At 71.3% G+C, this 16,301-nt stretch carries 12 protein-coding genes; 11 read left to right on the plus strand and 1 reads right to left on the minus strand.

Going from position 1 to position 16,301, the window contains the following annotated elements; genetic code table 11:
* The first annotated feature begins 1 nt into the window (after window position 1).
* Entirely contained in the window at window positions 2-2,005 is a 2,004-nt protein-coding gene (locus W7S_RS10815; protein ID WP_008256131.1) for a penicillin-binding protein 2, read from the plus strand.
* Here the strand turns inward: W7S_RS10815 and W7S_RS10820 are convergent.
* Window positions 2,002-3,132, minus strand: coding sequence for an FAD-dependent monooxygenase (locus W7S_RS10820; protein WP_081490088.1), 1,131 nt, complete (start codon window positions 3,130-3,132; stop codon window positions 2,002-2,004). The two genes, W7S_RS10815 and W7S_RS10820, sit on opposite strands and share 4 nt — an antisense overlap.
* 63 nt (window positions 3,133-3,195) lie before the next feature.
* Here W7S_RS10820 and W7S_RS10825 point away from each other — a divergent pair, with 63 nt between their 5' ends.
* The 10 genes from W7S_RS10825 (at window position 3,196) to ftsZ (ending at window position 16,294) form a co-directional block, all read left to right on the plus strand.
* Window positions 3,196-3,801, plus strand: coding sequence for a TetR/AcrR family transcriptional regulator (locus W7S_RS10825; RefSeq protein WP_014711464.1), 606 nt, complete (start codon window positions 3,196-3,198; stop codon window positions 3,799-3,801).
* 65 nt (window positions 3,802-3,866) lie between these two features.
* Complete coding sequence (locus W7S_RS10830) at window positions 3,867-5,435, plus strand: UDP-N-acetylmuramoyl-L-alanyl-D-glutamate--2,6-diaminopimelate ligase (RefSeq protein WP_036428808.1); 1,569 nt, start codon at window positions 3,867-3,869, stop codon at window positions 5,433-5,435.
* Complete coding sequence (murF, locus tag W7S_RS10835) at window positions 5,432-6,979, plus strand: UDP-N-acetylmuramoyl-tripeptide--D-alanyl-D-alanine ligase (RefSeq protein WP_008256138.1); 1,548 nt, start codon at window positions 5,432-5,434, stop codon at window positions 6,977-6,979. Before W7S_RS10830 ends, murF begins: the two co-directional genes overlap by 4 nt.
* Window positions 6,976-8,055 carry a phospho-N-acetylmuramoyl-pentapeptide-transferase gene (gene mraY / locus W7S_RS10840; protein ID WP_008256140.1) on the plus strand — a complete coding sequence of 360 codons (1,080 nt, stop codon included), beginning with the start codon at window positions 6,976-6,978 and terminating at the stop codon, window positions 8,053-8,055. Before murF ends, mraY begins: the two co-directional genes overlap by 4 nt.
* Window positions 8,055-9,512: a UDP-N-acetylmuramoyl-L-alanine--D-glutamate ligase gene (murD, locus tag W7S_RS10845; protein ID WP_036428810.1), complete on the plus strand. Its 1,458-nt coding sequence runs from the start codon at window positions 8,055-8,057 to the stop codon at window positions 9,510-9,512. Before mraY ends, murD begins: the two co-directional genes overlap by 1 nt.
* 8 nt (window positions 9,513-9,520) lie before the next feature.
* A complete protein-coding gene (ftsW, locus tag W7S_RS10850) occupies window positions 9,521-11,218 on the plus strand; it encodes a putative lipid II flippase FtsW (protein ID WP_008256142.1) in 1,698 nt (565 codons plus the stop codon).
* Window positions 11,215-12,432: an undecaprenyldiphospho-muramoylpentapeptide beta-N-acetylglucosaminyltransferase gene (gene murG, locus W7S_RS10855; RefSeq protein WP_008256143.1), complete on the plus strand. Its 1,218-nt coding sequence runs from the start codon at window positions 11,215-11,217 to the stop codon at window positions 12,430-12,432. The genes ftsW and murG overlap by 4 nt, the downstream gene beginning before the upstream one ends.
* A complete protein-coding gene (gene murC / locus W7S_RS10860; RefSeq protein ID WP_008256144.1) occupies window positions 12,429-13,907 on the plus strand; it encodes a UDP-N-acetylmuramate--L-alanine ligase in 1,479 nt (492 codons plus the stop codon). Before murG ends, murC begins: the two co-directional genes overlap by 4 nt.
* Window positions 13,907-14,869, plus strand: a complete 963-nt coding sequence (locus tag W7S_RS10865; protein ID WP_008256145.1) for a cell division protein FtsQ/DivIB — start codon at window positions 13,907-13,909, stop codon at window positions 14,867-14,869. The genes murC and W7S_RS10865 overlap by 1 nt, the downstream gene beginning before the upstream one ends.
* A gap of 267 nt (window positions 14,870-15,136) precedes the next feature.
* A complete protein-coding gene (gene ftsZ, locus W7S_RS10870; RefSeq protein WP_008256146.1) occupies window positions 15,137-16,294 on the plus strand; it encodes a cell division protein FtsZ in 1,158 nt (385 codons plus the stop codon).
* Window positions 16,295-16,301 lie beyond the last annotated feature (7 nt).

Consider the following 16,301-nt stretch of genomic DNA (forward strand, 5'->3'; position numbering starts at 1 on the left):
CATGGCGGACAACGCCGCCCGGCAGCCCAAGCGCCGCGCGAAACCGCAGCAGGCGGACCAGGGCCGTGACGTTCGTGAACCGAAACGACTCCGGAAAGCCAAGCAGCCCAAGGCCAGCCGGGGTGCGCAGCGCCCCGAGCCGGTGGGGGCCGGGCATTCGGCGCGGGAGCGACGCACCCGTCAGATCGTGCAAATGGCCGGCCGCGGTGGGTCGTTCGTCTTCCGCCATCGCGCCGGCAACGTGGTCATCCTGGTGCTGATGCTGGTGGCCGCCGCCCAGCTGTTCGTCCTGCAGGTGACCAAGGCCCCGACGCTGCGCGCCCAGGCCGCCGGGCAGCTCAAGGTCACCGACGTGGAAAAGGCGGTGCGGGGCAGCATCATCGACCGCCGCAAGGATCAACTGGCGTTCACCATCGAATCTCGTGCGCTGACGTTTCAGCCGAAACGCATTCACAAGCAGCTGGAGGAGGCCAAGGCCAAGAATTCGGCCGCCCCCGACCCGCAGCAGCGCTTGCGCGACATCGCCAAGGACGTCTCGGGTCGCCTCGGCAACAAACCCGACTCGGCGACCCTGCTGAAGAAGCTGCAAAGCGACGAGAACTTCGTCTATCTCGCGCGTGCCGTCGACCCCGCCGTCGCCAGCGCGATCTCGGACAAATTTCCCGAGGTCGGTTCCGAACGCCAGGATCTGCGCCAGTATCCGGGCGGATCGCTGGCCGCCAACATCGTGGGCGGCATCGACTGGGACGGCCACGGGCTGCTGGGCTTGGAAGAGGCCATGGACTCCGTGCTGTCCGGGACCGACGGTTCGGTCACCTATGACCGCGGATCCGACGGCGTGGTCATCCCCGGCAGTTACCGCAACCGGCATCGGGCGGTCAACGGCTCGATGGTGCAGCTGACCCTCGACGACGACATCCAGTTCTATGTGCAGCAGCAGGTTCAGCAGGCCAAGAATGTCTCTGGCGCGCACAATGTTTCGGCCGTCGTGCTCGACGCGAAGACCGGTGAAGTGCTGGCCATGGCCAACGACAACACGTTCGACCCCTCCCAGGACATCGGGCGTCAGGGCGACAAACAGCTGGGCAACCTGGCGGTGTCCTCGCCGTTCGAGCCCGGCTCGGTGAACAAGGTGATCACCGCGTCGTCGGTCATCGAGTACGGCCTGTCCAATCCCGATGAGGTGCTGCAGGTTCCCGGCACGATCCAGATGGGCGGGGTCTCCATCCACGACGCGTGGGACCACGGCGTGATGCCCTACACGACCACCGGCGTGTTCGGAAAGTCTTCCAACGTCGGCACTTTGATGCTCGCGCAGCGGGTGGGGCCGGAGCGCTTCTACGACATGGTCCGCAAGTTCGGGCTCGGGCAGCGCACCAATGTGGGCCTGCCCGGGGAGAGCGCCGGGCTGGTGCCACCCATCGACCAATGGTCGGGCAGCACCTTCTCCAACCTGCCCATCGGGCAGGGCCTTTCGATGACGCTGCTGCAGATGACGGGCATGTACCAGACGATCGCCAACGACGGGGTGCGGATCCCGCCGCGGATCATCAAGGCCACCATCGCGCCCGACGGCACCCGCACCGAAGAACCGCGCCCGGACGGCGTGCGGGTGGTGTCGGCGCAGACGGCTCAGACCGTGCGCAACATGCTGCGCGCCGTCGTGCAACACGACCCGATGGGCTATCAGCAGGGCACCGGCCCCGCCGCCGCGGTGACGGGCTACCAAATGGCCGGGAAGACCGGCACCGCCCAGCAGATCAACCCGGCCTGCGGCTGCTACTTCGACAACGTCTACTGGATCACGTTCGCCGGCATGGCCACCGTCGACAACCCCCGGTATGTCATCGGCATCATGATGGACAACCCGGAGCGCAACGCCGACGGCACCCCGGGCCACTCGGCGGCCCCGCTGTTCCACAACATCGCCGGCTGGCTCATGCAGCGCGAGAACGTGCCGCTGTCGCCGGACCCGGGCCCGCCGCTGACGCTGCAGGCCACCTAGACTTCCCGGCCGCGGCCGGTTGCGACGGTGAAATCGCGGTTGCGCGCGTCGATTTGAGCTTGGGTGGCCGGAACCAGGAGGTCACCGCCGCGCGCCGCGGTGGCCTGGCAGCGCAGGGCATGCGGTCGCTGGTCGCGTTCGTATTGCTCGCACGCGTGGCCGGGATCGCCGGGATGGTCGCGCAGCGCTCGCGCGAGAAACCAGGCCCCGGTCAGGGCCAGGGAGGTACCGCGGCCCGACAGGCTCGAGGCACAATGCGCCGCGTCCCCGACGAGGACGACGCGACCGCGATGCCAGCCGGGCATGTGAATCTGGCTGACGGAATCGAAGTACAGTTCCGGGTCGGCGACCGCGGCGTCGAGCAGTTCGGGTACCCGCCACTCGCTGTGGCCGGCGAACGCGTCGACGAGTATCCGCTTCTGCGCCGCGAGGTCGTGGTGGTCGTAGTCGATCCAGGGCGATCGAAACATGAAGACCGCCAAGGCTTTGTCGTTGTAGGCGGCGATGCCGGCCAGGCGCCCGGGGAAGTTGTACATCGGGTTGTCGCGCCCGGACGGCGTATAGCCGGGCAAGTCGGCCAGCGCGACATAGAAGCCGAGATGGCGCAGAAACCGTTGCTCGGGACCGAACGCCAGCCGTCGCACGGCCGAGTGCATCCCGTCGGCACCGACAACCAGGTCATAGCGCTCGCGGTCGCCGGAATTGAACCGCACGTCGACGCGACGGTCCTCGTCGTCGAGTTCGCCGATGGATTCGTTGAACCGCAGTTCTACCGTCGGCCCTAGGCGGTCGCGCAGGATGGTTGTGAGGTCTTCCCGCGGGATTTCGATGTCGCCGGCGGAGTCGTTGATCTCGTCGAGCGGCGGTTCGGCCACCACGGCGCCGTTTTCGTCGACGAACTGGACGCGTTCGGTCATGTCGACCCGGTGCGCGCGGATCGGTGCGAGCACGCCCATCTTGTCGGCGACACCGATGGAGTCCCCGCGAATGTCGATCGGGGAGCCGTTCACCCGCAGGTGGTTGGCGCGTTCGACCAAGGTGACGTCGTGGCCGTCGGCGCCGAGGTTTATCGCCGCGCTCAGGCCGGCGATTCCGGCACCGGAGACGAGAATGCGCATCGATTCCACTCCTGTTCGCTATAAGATACGTTCTGTATCCAAAGAACGTAGACCCGACCGTTAGGAAACGCAATGTCTCTTAACTCGACCGGCGTGGCCCGGCGGCGCCGGGGTCCCGCGTTGGAGGAGGCGTTGCTGGATGCGGCGTGGACGGAGCTGACCGAACGCGGGTACGACGAGCTCACGATCGACGGCGTCGCCGTGCGGGCGGGCACCAGCCGTGCGGTGCTCTACCGGCGCTGGCCGAACAAGCAGGAGCTCGTGCTCGCCGCGGTGGCACATGAGGTCGCCAAGGACGTCGTGGTCGCCCCTGACACCGGCAGCCTGCGCGGTGACGCGATCGCATTGCTGCGGCAAGCGAACAAGGTCAGGGTGGGGTTGGTGGTCCCGTTGCTGACCCGGCTCGGCGGCTTCTACCAGCAGACCGGTAGCAGCCTGGCCGATCTCGAAACGCTGGTGCGGGGGCGGCGCGATGCCGCACTGGATCAGGCGATCCAGCGCGCCATCGATCGCGGTGAAATCGAGCCCGACCAGGTGACCGAGCGCATTGCGCGCCTGCCCGTGGACCTGTTTCGCTACGAGGTCCTGATGACGCTGCGGCCCCTGCCCGACGAAGCCATCGAAGAGATCGTCGACACCGTCTGGCTCCCCCTGCTCGAGCGGCGCAACGGGTCGTGACACCGGCGCCCGGGCGCGGGAACATCCGTCGGCCGGTGCTCCTAGGTAGGGTGTCATGGCCGATCATGGCTGACGGAGGTGGTGACGGGGTGTCGGTGCCCAGTGCGCTGCGGCCCAGCGCCGCAGCGGGCGTGCGCTTGCCGGCGTTGGCGGCTGACATCGGAGCCGCCCCGGCCGGCGATCGGGCCGTGCCGAACCTGCCGGTCACCGGGGTCACGCTGCGCGCCCAGGAGGTGCGGCCCGGCGATCTGTTCGCCGCGCTGCCCGGTTCCACCACCCACGGCGCGCGTTACGCCGGCGACGCGATCGAACGCAGCGCGGTCGCCGTGCTCACCGACGCCGGCGGGGTCGCCGAGATGGGCGCCCTAGGGCAATCCGTGCCGATCCTCGTTCACCCGGACCCCCGCGGCGTGCTCGGCGGGCTGGCCGCCGCGGTGTACGGGAACCCGTCCGAGCGGGTGACGGTCGTCGGCGTCACCGGCACGTCCGGCAAGACCACCACGACGTATCTCATCGAGTCCGCACTGCGCGCCGCCGGCCGCACCGCCGGGCTGATCGGCACCATCGGGATCCGCATCGACGGCGCCGACATTCCCAGCGCGCTGACCACCCCGGAGGCCCCCGCCCTGCAGGCAATGCTGGCGGCCATGGCCGAACAGGGGGTGGACACCGTCGTCATGGAGGTCTCCAGCCACGCCCTGGCGCTGGGCCGCGTGGATGGAACCCGGTTCGCGGTGGGCGGTTTCACCAACCTGTCCCGCGACCACCTCGACTTCCACCCGACGATGGCCGACTACTTCGAGGCCAAGGCGATGCTCTTCGACCCGAGCTCCCCGCTGCGGGCCCGGCGCGCCGTGGTCTGCGTCGACGACGACGCCGGGCGCGCCATGGCCGCCCGCGCCGGGGACGCGATCACCGTCAGCGCCGAGGGCCGGCCCGCGCACTGGCGCGCCACCGACGTGGCCCCGATGGGCGCGGGGGGACAACGGTTCACCGCCATCGATCCCGCCGGGGCGCGCCATCAGCTGGGTGTTCGGCTGCCCGGCCACTACAACGTCGCCAATTGCCTTGTCGGACTGGCTATTCTGGACGCGGTCGGGGTGTCCCCGGAGCAGGCGTCGACGGGCCTGCTACAGGCCCGCGTGCCGGGACGCATGGAGGAGATCGATGCCGGCCAGGACTTCCTGGCGCTGGTCGACTACGCCCACAAACCGGGCGCGTTGCGCGCCGTGCTGACCACGCTGGCGCGTCCGGATCGCCGGCTGGCCGTGGTGTTCGGCGCCGGCGGCGAACGCGACCCGGGCAAACGGGCGCCGATGGGCGCGACGGCGGCCGAGCTGGCCGATCTGGTCGTCGTCACCGACGACAACCCGCGCGGTGAGGACCCGGCGTCGATTCGTCGCGAAATCCTCGCCGGGGCGACCGAAAGCGGTTGTGCGGCAGACATTGTCGAGATCGCCGACCGCCGCGACGCGATCAGGCACGCCGTCGCCTGGGCGGGCCCGGGCGACGTCGTGCTGATCGCCGGCAAGGGCCACGAAACCGGCCAGAGCGCCGGCGGGCACACCCGCCCCTTCGACGACCGGGTCGAGCTGGCGCAGGCGCTGCGGGACCGGAACGGGGCACCGCGATGATCGAGTTGACCGTCGCCGAGATCGCCGACATCGTCGGCGGCACCCTGGCCGACATCTCGCCGCAGGACGCCGCGCGACGCCGCGTCACCGGGACGGTGGAATTCGACTCGCGCGCCGTCGGACCCGGCGGGCTGTTCCTGGCGCTGCCGGGCGCGCGCTCGGACGGCCACGACCACGCGGGCGCGGCGATCGCCGCCGGCGCGGTGGCGGTGCTGGCCGCCCGACCGGTCGGCGTTCCCGCCGTCGTCGTCGCCCCCGCGGGCGCGTCGGGATCGCGGGCCGGGGTGCTCGAGCACGACCCGGACGGCTCGGGCGCGGCGGTGCTCGCGGCGCTGGCCAAATTGGCCCAGGTGGTGGCCGCCGAACTGGTCGCCGGCGGGCTCAGGATCGTCGGGATCACCGGATCGTCGGGGAAGACGTCGACCAAGGACCTGGTGGCCGCCGTGCTGAAACCGCTCGGCGAGGTGGTCGCCCCGCCCGGGTCGTTCAACAACGAGCTCGGGCATCCGTGGACCGTGCTGCGCGCGACGCCCGACACCGACTTCCTGGTCCTCGAGATGTCGGCGCGCCACCCGGGCAACATCGCCGCGCTGGCCGAGATCGCCCCGCCGGCGATCGGCGTCGTCCTCAACGTCGGCACCGCGCACCTGGGCGAGTTCGGCTCGCGCGAGGCCATCGCACAGACGAAATCCGAACTGCCCCAATCTGTTCCGGCATCCGGGGTGGTGATCCTCAATGCCGACGACCCGGCGGTGGCGGCCATGGCCGGCGTGACCGCGGCCCGGGTGGTGCGGGTCAGCCGTGCCGAGAACACCAGCGCGGGCCCCAGCCAGCTGTGGGCCGGGCCCGTCTCGCTCGACGAGGTGGCCAGGCCGTGCTTCACGCTGCACCACCGCGACGCCTCGGGGACCACTCAGGCGCAGGTCCGGCTCGGCGTCTACGGCGACCACCAGGTGACCAACGCGCTGTGCGCCGCCGCGGTCGCGCTGGAATGCGGCGCCGACGTCGACCAGGTGGCGGCCGCACTCGCCGGCGCCGGCCCCGTCTCGCGGCACCGGATGCACGTCACCACGCGCGCCGACGGCGTCACCGTGATCGACGACGCCTACAACGCCAACCCCGATTCGATGCGCGCCGGGCTGCAGGCGTTGGCCTGGATCGCCCACGGCGGGGGGGACCGGCCGGCCGAAAAGCGCAGGAGTTGGGCCGTGCTCGGTGAGATGGCCGAACTCGGCGAGGACGCGATCGCCGAGCATGATCGCATCGGCCGGCTGGCCGTGCGCTTAGATGTGTCTCGACTCGTTGTCGTGGGAAGTGGGAGGTCGATGAGCGCCATGCACCACGGAGCGGTCATGGAGGGTTCGTGGGGCTCGGCCGATAAGGGGGCCGTCAACGTGGCCGACAGCGAGGCCGCCCTGGCGTTGCTGCGGGCCGAGCTGCAACCCGGCGACGTCGTGCTGGTCAAGGCCTCCAACGCGGCCGGGCTGGGGGCGCTGGCCGACGCCCTGGTATCACAAGGCTCGCAGGGCGGTGCCCGCCCGTGAGACAGATCCTCATCGCCGTCGCCGTCGCGCTGACCGTGTCGATCCTGTTGACCCCGGCGCTGATCCGGCTGTTCACCCGGCAGGGATTCGGCCACCACACCCGCGACGACGGCCCGCCGACCCACCACGCCAAGCGCGGCACACCGTCGATGGGCGGCGTGGCCATCCTGGCCGGCATCTGGGCCGGTTACCTGGGGACCCACCTGGCCGGGCTGGCGTTCGACGGCGAGGGCGTCTCCGCGTCGGGTCTGCTGGTGCTGAGCCTGGCCACGGTGCTCGGCGGCGTCGGCTTTCTCGACGACCTGATCAAGATCCGCCGGTCGCGTAATCTCGGGCTGAACAAGACGGCCAAAACCGTCGGGCAGGTCGCCGCCGCGGTGCTGTTCGGCGTGCTGGTGCTGGAATTCCGCAACGCCAACGGCCTGACCCCGGCCAGCGCGGACCTGTCCTACGTGCGCGAGATCGCCACCGTCGCGCTGGCCCCGGCGCTGTTCGTGTTGTTCTGCGTGGTCGTCGTCAGCGCCTGGTCCAACGCCGTCAACTTCACCGACGGCCTGGACGGGCTCGCCGCCGGCAGCATGGCGATGGTCACCGCGGCCTACGTGCTGATCACGTTCTGGCAGTACCGCAACGCGTGCGTCACCGCGCCCGGGCTGGGTTGCTACAACGTGCGCGATCCGCTCGACCTGGCGATCGTCGCCGCCGCCACCGCGGGCGCCTGCATCGGCTTTCTGTGGTGGAACGCCGCGCCCGCCAAGATCTTCATGGGCGACACCGGATCGCTGGCGTTGGGTGGCATCATCGCCGGCATCTCGGTCACCAGCCGCACCGAGATCCTCGCCGTCGTGCTGGGTTCGCTGTTCGTCGCCGAGGTCAGCTCGGTGGTGTTGCAGATCCTGACTTTCCGCACCACCGGGCGCCGGGTGTTCCGGATGGCGCCGTTCCACCACCACTTCGAATTGGCCGGCTGGGCCGAGACCACGGTCATCATCCGGTTCTGGTTGCTCACCGCGATCGCCTGCGGGCTGGGCGTGGCCCTTTTCTACGGTGAGTGGCTGGCCGCGATCGGTGCCTGATGAGCGGGCTTGACCCCTTGGCGCCGGGCGCCCCGGTGCTGGTGGCCGGCGGCGGGGTGACGGGCAAGGCGGTGCTGGCGGGCCTGACCCGCTTCGGCGTGGTGCCAACCCTGTGCGACGACGACCCGGCCACCCTGCGCGGGTACGCCGACGCGGGGGTGGCGACCGCGCCGACGTCGGTGGCCGCCGAGCAGGTCGCCCGCTACGCCCTGGTGGTGACCAGCCCCGGCTTCTCGCCGACCACGCCGCTGCTGGTCGCCGCCGCGGCGGCGGGCGTGCCCGTCTGGGGCGATGTGGAGCTGGCCTGGCGGCTGGACGCGGCCGGCCACTACGGCCCGCCGCGGCGCTGGCTGGTGGTGACCGGGACCAACGGCAAGACCACGACGACGTCGATGCTGCACGCCATGCTCACCGCGGCCGGGCGGTCAAACCTGTTGTGCGGCAACATCGGCAGCCCGGTGCTCGACGTGCTGGACCAACCCGCCGAGCTGCTGGCCGTCGAGTTGTCCAGCTTCCAGCTGCACTGGGCGCCGTCGCTGCGGCCCGAGGGCGGCGCGGTGCTCAACATCGCCGAGGACCACCTGGACTGGCACGGCACCCTGGCCGACTACGCCGCGGCCAAGGCCCGGGTGCTCGACGGCCGGGTAGCCGTCGTCGGGCTGGACGACGCCCGGGCCGCGGCGCTGCTGAGCACGGCGCGGGCGCCGGTGCGGGCCGGCTTTCGGCTGGGCGAACCGGGCCCGGGGGAGCTCGGCGTGCGCGACGGACACCTGATCGACCGCGCGTTCGCCGACGACCTGACGCTGGCGCCCGTCGACTCGATACCGGTGCCGGGCCCCGTCGGCGTGCTCGACGCGCTCGCCGCCGCCGCGCTGGCCCGCAGCGTCGGGGTGCCGGCCGAGGCGATCGCGTCCGCGCTCGCGGCCTTCCGGGTCGGGCGGCACCGGGCCGAGGTGGTGGCCGTCGCCGAGGGCGTCACCTACGTCGACGACTCCAAGGCCACCAATCCTCACGCCGCCGAGGCGTCCGTGCTCGCCTACCCCCGGGTCGTCTGGATCGCCGGCGGCCTGCTGAAGGGCGCCTCGGTCGACGCCGAGGTCGCCAGGATCGCGTCGCGGCTGGTCGGGGCGGTGCTCATCGGCCGAGATCGGCAAGAGGTTGCAGAGGCGTTATCGCGACACGCGCCGGATGTCCCCGTCCTCCACGTTGTGACAGGCGAGGATGCTGATATGGATGCGACTGCAGTGGTTCTTGGTGCAGATGTGACAGAAGTGAAACATTCGAGTGGAGATCTCGGCGCCGCCGTCATGACCGCGGCGGTCGCCGCGGCTCGTGGCCTGGCCGCACCCGGTGACACTGTCCTGCTGGCACCGGCGGGCGCATCGTTCGACCAGTTCGCCGGGTATGCCGACCGGGGCGACGCGTTCGCGGCCGCCGTGCGCGCGGCGATCCGGTAGGGCGGGGCGTGGGTAACGCACTGACCCGGCTGCTGGGCCGGGGCAAAGCGACCGGCGGAACCGCGACCGAGCCGGGGCCGGCGGAGGACGCGGACGCGACGGCCGAGGTCACCGACGCGGCCGCGGACGACGGCGACAAGGCCGACGAGCCCGCCAAGCCCGCGAAGGCGCCCAAGGCGAAAAAGGACAAGGCCGCCGGTGGCGATGGCGGTTCGCCCACCCGGTTCGGTGCCTGGCTCGGCCGCCCCATGACCTCGTTTCACCTGATCATCGCCATCGCCGGCTTGCTGACGACGCTCGGCCTGATCATGGTGCTCTCGGCATCGGGGGTGCGGTCCTACGACGCCGACGGGTCGGCCTGGATCATCTTCGGCAAGCAGGTCCTGTGGACGGTGATCGGCCTCATCGCCTGCTACACCTCGCTGCGGATGTCGGTGCGGTTCATCCGCCGCGTCGCCTTCACCGGCTACGTCGTCACCGTGATCCTGCTGGTCCTGGTCCTCGTTCCCGGCATCGGCAACCTGGCCAACGGCTCCCGCAAGTGGTTCGTGGTCGCCGGCTTCTCCATGCAGCCCTCCGAGCTGGCCAAGATCGCCTTCGCCATCTGGGGCGCGCACATGCTGGCGGCCCGCCGACTCGAGCGCGCCAGCCTGCGCGAACTGCTCATCCCGCTGGTGCCTGCGGCGGTGATCGCGCTGGCGCTGATCGTCGCGCAGCCCGACCTCGGGCAGACCGTGTCGCTGGGCATCATCCTGCTCGCCCTGCTCTGGTACGCCGGCCTGCCGCTGCGCGTCTTCGCCACCTCGCTGCTCGCGGTCTTCATGGCCGGGGCGATCCTGGCGATGTCGGCCGGCTACCGGTCCGACCGGGTGCGGTCCTGGATCAATCCCGAGAACGACCCGCAGGACACCGGCTACCAGGCCCGGCAGGCGAAATTCGCGCTGGCCCACGGCGGCATCTTCGGCGACGGCCTGGGCCAGGGCACCGCCAAGTGGAACTACCTGCCCAACGCCCACAACGACTTCATCTTCGCGATCATCGGCGAGGAGCTCGGTTTCATCGGCGCCTTCGGGTTACTGGTCCTGTTCGGGCTGTTCGCCTACACCGGGATGCGGATCGCCCGCCGGTCGGCCGATCCGTTCCTGCGGCTGCTGACCGCCACCACGACGATGTGGGTCCTGGGTCAGGCGTTCATCAACATCGGCTACGTGATCGGGATCCTCCCGGTGACGGGCATCCAGCTGCCGCTCATCTCCGCCGGTGGAACCTCCACGGCGGCAACGCTTTTCATGATCGGGATCATGGCCAACGCGGCCCGTCACGAACCCGAGGCGGTGGCCGCGCTGCGGGCCGGCCGCGACGACAAGGTGAACCGGCTGCTGCGGCTGCCGCTGCCCGAGCCCTATTCGCCCACGCGCCTGGAGGCGTTCCGCGACCGCAAGCGGTCGCGCCCGCAATCGGGCGCCGCGCCGCGCAAGGGCGCCGGGTCGCCCGGGCGCAAGGCGCCCCGCAACGGCGAGGCGCCGCTGCGCGGGGCGCCCCCGCGGGCGGCCGGCCGCCCGGTCCGCCGGTCTGCGGGTAACCCCCGCTCACGGGCGGGGCATCATGGATCTGGCCAGCGCTATGCGACCCTGGGAGCCAATCAGGCCGCCGGCCGGCGCCAGCAACGGCGCACACGCGCATTGGAAGGTCAGCGTTACGGGTGAACGACACGGTCAACGAGCCGACCGGCGGGCGGGGGGCAGACCCTCTGCCCGCCGGTGCCGCGTTGTCGGCTTTTAGGCCCTTGTCGGTCGTGCTGGCCGGCGGGGGAACGGCCGGGCACGTCGAACCGGCGATGGCCGTCGCCGACGCGCTGCGCGCGCTGGATCCCAAGGTCCGGATCACCGCGCTGGGCACGGCGCGGGGGCTGGAGACCAGGCTGGTGCCCGCGCGCGGCTACGACCTCGAGCTGATCACGCCGGTGCCGCTGCCCCGCAAGCCCAGCGGTGACCTGGCCCGGCTGCCTTCGCGGGTGTGGCGGGCCGTCCGGGAAACCCGCGCCGTGCTGCGGTCGGTCGACGCCGACGTCGTGATCGGCTTCGGCGGATACGTGGCGCTGCCGGCCTATCTCGCAGCGCGTGGTGTCTCGCCGCGCAGATCCCGGGTTCCGGTGGTGATCCACGAGGCCAACGCCAGCGCCGGGCTGGCCAACCGGGTCGGCGCCCGCAGCGCCGAGCGGGTGCTCTCCGCGGTGCCCGACTGCGGCCTGCCGGGCGCCGAGGTCGTCGGGGTGCCGGTGCGCGAAGCCATCACCTCGCTGGACCGCGCGGCGCTGCGCGCCGAAGCGCGCCGACACTTCGGCTTCGCCGACGACGCCCGGGTGCTGCTGGTGTTCGGCGGCTCGCAGGGGGCGGCCTCGCTGAACCGCGCCGTCGCCGGGGCGGCCGCCGGGCTGGCCGCCGCGGGCGTGGCGGTGCTGCACGCGCACGGCCCCAAGAACACGCTCGACCTGCGCGAACCACTGCCGGGCGACCCGCCGTACGTGGCGGTGCCCTACCTCGACCGGATGGACCTGGCCTACGCCGCCGCCGACCTGGTGATCTGCCGGTCCGGGGCGATGACGGTCGCCGAGGTCTCGGCGGTGGGCCTGCCGGCGATCTACGTGCCCCTGCCGATCGGCAACGGCGAGCAGCGGCTCAACGCACTACCGGTGGTCAACGCCGGCGGCGGCATGGTGGTCGCCGACGCCGACCTGACCCCCGGGCTGGTCGCCCGGGAGGTGGCCGCCCTGGTGGGCGACCCGCCGCGGCTGGCGGCGATGACGACGGCCGCCGCGCGCGTGGGACACCCCGACGCGGCCCGCCAGGTGGCCCAGGCGGCGCTGGACATCGCCAGGAAGGCGCAGCTCGGCCGCTTGTCGGCCGGAGGGCAGCCATGACCACCGAGCAGCTGCCGCCGGAGCTGCAGCGGGTGCACATGGTCGGCATCGGGGGAGCCGGCATGTCGGGCATCGCCCGCATCCTGCTCGACCGCGGCGGGCTGGTCTCCGGCTCCGACGCCAAGGAGTCGCGCGGCATCCATGCCCTGCGGGCCCGCGGCGCGCAGATCAACATCGGGCACGACGCGTCGTCGCTGGACCTGTTGCCCGGCGGCGCCACCGCCGTCATCACCACCCACGCAGCCATCCCGAAAACCAACCCCGAGCTAGTCGAGGCCCGGCGGCGCGGCATCCCGGTGATCCTGCGGCCCGCCGTGTTGGCCAAGCTGATGGACGGGCGCACCACGCTGATGGTCACCGGCACGCACGGCAAGACGACGACGACGTCGATGCTGATCGTGGCGCTGCAACACTGCGGGCGCGACCCGTCGTTCGCGGTCGGCGGCGAGATGGGGGAGGCCGGGACCAACGCGCACCACGGCAGCGGCGACTGCTTCGTCGCCGAGGCCGACGAAAGCGACGGGTCGCTACTCGAGTACACGCCCAACGTCGCCGTCGTCACCAACATCGAGACCGACCACCTGGACTTCTACGGCAGCGCCGGCGCCTACGTCGACGTGTTCGACGCGTTCGTGGACCGGCTGGCCCCCGGCGGGGCGCTGGTGGTCTGCGTCGATGACCCCGGGGCCGCGGCGCTGGCCCGACGTACGGCCGAACTGGGAATCCGGGTGCTGCGCTACGGATCCGGGACCTCGTTACCCGGTGAACCCCTGGCCACCACCCTGTTGTCGTGGCAGCAGCAGGGCACCGAGGCGGTCGCCCAGATCCAGCTGGCGCCCGACCTGGACCCCGAGCAACGCCCGCGGGTGATGCGGCTGTCGGTGCCCGGACGCCACATGGCGCTCAACGCGATGGGCGCGCTGCTGGCGGCCCTCGAGATCGGCGCCCCCGTCGACGCGGTGCTGGACGGGTTGGCGGGCTTCGAGGGGGTGCGGCGCCGATTCGAACTGGTCGGCACCGCGGGCAACGGGCAGCCGGTGCGCGTGTTCGACGACTACGCCCATCACCCCACCGAGATCGTCGCCACGCTGGCGGCGGTCCGAACCCTGCTCGAGCAGAGCGGCGACGGCCGCAGCATCGCGGTGTTCCAGCCCCATTTGTATTCGCGGACAAAGGCTTTCGCCGAGGAGTTCGGTCACGCGCTGGACGCCGCCGACGAGGTCTTCGTCCTCGACGTCTACGGCGCGCGCGAACAACCGCTGGCCGGCGTCAGTGGTGCCAGCGTCGCCGAGCACGTCAGCGTCCCGGTGCGCTACCTGCCGAACTTCTCCGCCGCCGCCGAGCAGGTGGCCGCGGTCGCCGGGCCCGGCGACGTCATCGTCACCATGGGGGCCGGCGACGTGACCCTGCTGGGACCCGAGATCGTCACGGCGCTGCGGGCGCGGGCCAACCGCGGCGCGCCGGGAGCCCTGTGATGACCCAGCCGCTCGACCCGGGCACGCCGGGCGGCGGGGCCGGCCAGGCCGACGACCCGGTCCCGGACGACGCCGCCACCGAACCGCTGGTCACCGGCACGGGCACCGAGCCGACGGCAACCGATCAACAGCCCGATCCGGCCGAGGTCGAGGGGCCGCGCCGGCGCGCCCGCCGGGAGCGCGCCGAACGACGCGCCGCCCAGGCCCGCGCCATGGCCATCGAAGAGGCGCGCCGGGAGGCCAAGCGCAGGGCCACCGGGCGGCCGGTCCACGAGCCCAAACCCGTTGCGCGCGGCGTTGTTCGAGGGCTCAAGATGCTGTTGGTCACCATCCTGCTGGTGATCGTCGGCATCGGCCTGGCATTGGTCCTCTATTTCACGCCGGCGATGTCGGCCCGCAACATCGTCGTCGTCGGGACCGGGGTGGTGACCCGCGAAGAGGTCCTGGATGCGGCTCAGGTGCGGCTCGGAACGCCGCTGCTGCAGATCAACACCAGCCAGGTCGCCGACCGGGTGGCGGCGATCCGCCGAGTGGCCAGCGCGCGCGTGCAGCGCCAGTACCCGTCCGCGCTGCGGATCACCATCGTCGAGCGAGTCCCGGTGGCGGTCAAGGATTTTCCCGACGGGCCACACCTGTTCGACCGGGACGGCGTGGACTTTGCGACCGGACCGCCGCCACCGGCGCTGCCCTACCTCGATGTCGCCGACCCCGGGCCCAACGACCCGGCGACCATGGCGGCGCTGCAGGTGCTCACCGCGCTGCGTCCCGAGGTCGCCGACCAGGTCGGCCGGGTCGCGGCGCCCTCGGTGGCCTCGATCACGCTCACACTGAGCGACGGCCGGGTGGTGATCTGGGGGACCACCGACCGCACCGACGAGAAGGCCGAGAAGCTGTCCGCGCTGTTGACCCAGCCCGGCAAGACCTACGACGTGTCCAGCCCGGACCTGCCGACGGTCAAGTAGCGATCTTCGTCACGTCGCTCGCGCCGCGGCGCCGCCGAACAGCGCTCACGCCCGCTCAGCCGCGGAAAAATGCCCAAAATTTGCGGGACGCGCGTCGGCGCGCCTGCAGGGTTCGCGCGCGCCATGCCCATACCGTTCTGGTTGCGCGGAACTACTTGACATAACTCTAACCCTATGGTTGAGGTTGAGGGTTTGCCAGGGGGACCGCCACCGTCCGGAGGAGCCCACCACCGGGAGAGCCGAGCCCATCAGGGAGGAAGACGAATGATGACCCCCCCGCACAACTACCTGGCCGTGATCAAGGTCGTGGGTATCGGTGGCGGCGGCGTCAACGCCGTCAACCGAATGATCGAACAGGGCCTCAAAGGCGTCGAGTTCATCGCGATCAACACCGACGCGCAGGCGCTGTTGATGAGCGACGCCGACGTCAAACTCGACGTCGGGCGCGACTCCACCCGTGGCCTGGGCGCCGGCGCCGACCCGGAGGTCGGGCGCAGGGCCGCCGAGGACGCCAAGGACGAGATCGAGGAGCTGCTGCGCGGGGCGGACATGGTGTTCGTCACCGCCGGCGAGGGCGGCGGGACCGGCACCGGCGGGGCTCCCGTCGTCGCCAGCATCGCCCGCAAGTTGGGCGCGCTCACCGTGGGTGTGGTCACCCGCCCGTTCTCGTTCGAGGGCAAGCGGCGCGGCAACCAGGCCGAAAGCGGCATCGCGGCGCTGCGCGAGAGCTGCGACACCCTGATCGTGATCCCCAACGACCGGCTGCTGCAGATGGGCGACGCCGCGGTGTCGCTCATGGACGCCTTCCGCAGCGCCGACGAGGTGCTGCTCAACGGTGTCCAGGGCATCACCGACCTGATCACCACCCCGGGTCTGATCAACGTCGACTTCGCGGACGTCAAGGGCATCATGTCCGGCGCCGGCACCGCGCTGATGGGCATCGGCTCGGCGCGCGGCGAGGGCCGCTCCCTCAAGGCCGCCGAGATCGCCATCAACTCGCCGCTGCTGGAGGCGTCGATGGAGGGTGCGCAGGGCGTGCTGATGTCGATCGCCGGTGGCAGCGACCTCGGGCTCTTCGAGATCAACGAGGCGGCCTCGCTGGTGCAGGACGCCGCCCACCAGGACGCCAACATCATCTTCGGTACCGTCATCGACGACTCGCTGGGCGACGAGGTGCGCGTCACCGTCATCGCGGCGGGCTTCGATGCCACCGGCCCCGGCCGCAAACCCGTCATCGGCGGCAATGCCGACAAGGAAGAGAAAGTCGGCGCGCACCGCATCGAATCGGCGAAGGCCGGCAAGCTCACCTCGACGTTGTTCGAACCGGTCGACGCGGTCAGCGTGCCGGTGCACACGAACGGTTCGACCTTGAATATCGGTGGCGATGACGACGACGTCGACGTGCCGCCGTTCATGCGCCGCTGAGGTCTCG

The organism is Mycobacterium sp. MOTT36Y, assembly GCF_000262165.1.
In the GTDB taxonomy this organism is placed as follows: Bacteria; Actinomycetota; Actinomycetes; order Mycobacteriales; family Mycobacteriaceae; genus Mycobacterium; species Mycobacterium intracellulare.

Excerpts from the sequence above, each read along its gene's own strand:
- ftsZ (WP_008256146.1), top strand. The coding sequence starts at position 15,137 with ATGACCCCCCCGCACAACTACCTGGCCGTGATCAAGGTCGTGGGTATC.
- W7S_RS10830 (WP_036428808.1), top strand. The coding sequence starts at position 3,867 with ATGGCTGACGGAGGTGGTGACGGGGTGTCGGTGCCCAGTGCGCTGCGG.
- murC (WP_008256144.1), top strand. The coding sequence starts at position 12,429 with ATGACCACCGAGCAGCTGCCGCCGGAGCTGCAGCGGGTGCACATGGTC.
- W7S_RS10815 (WP_008256131.1), top strand. The coding sequence starts at position 2 with ATGGCGGACAACGCCGCCCGGCAGCCCAAGCGCCGCGCGAAACCGCAG.
- murF (WP_008256138.1), top strand. The coding sequence starts at position 5,432 with ATGATCGAGTTGACCGTCGCCGAGATCGCCGACATCGTCGGCGGCACC.
- W7S_RS10825 (WP_014711464.1), top strand. The coding sequence starts at position 3,196 with ATGTCTCTTAACTCGACCGGCGTGGCCCGGCGGCGCCGGGGTCCCGCG.
- W7S_RS10865 (WP_008256145.1), top strand. The coding sequence starts at position 13,907 with ATGACCCAGCCGCTCGACCCGGGCACGCCGGGCGGCGGGGCCGGCCAG.
- murD (WP_036428810.1), top strand. The coding sequence starts at position 8,055 with ATGAGCGGGCTTGACCCCTTGGCGCCGGGCGCCCCGGTGCTGGTGGCC.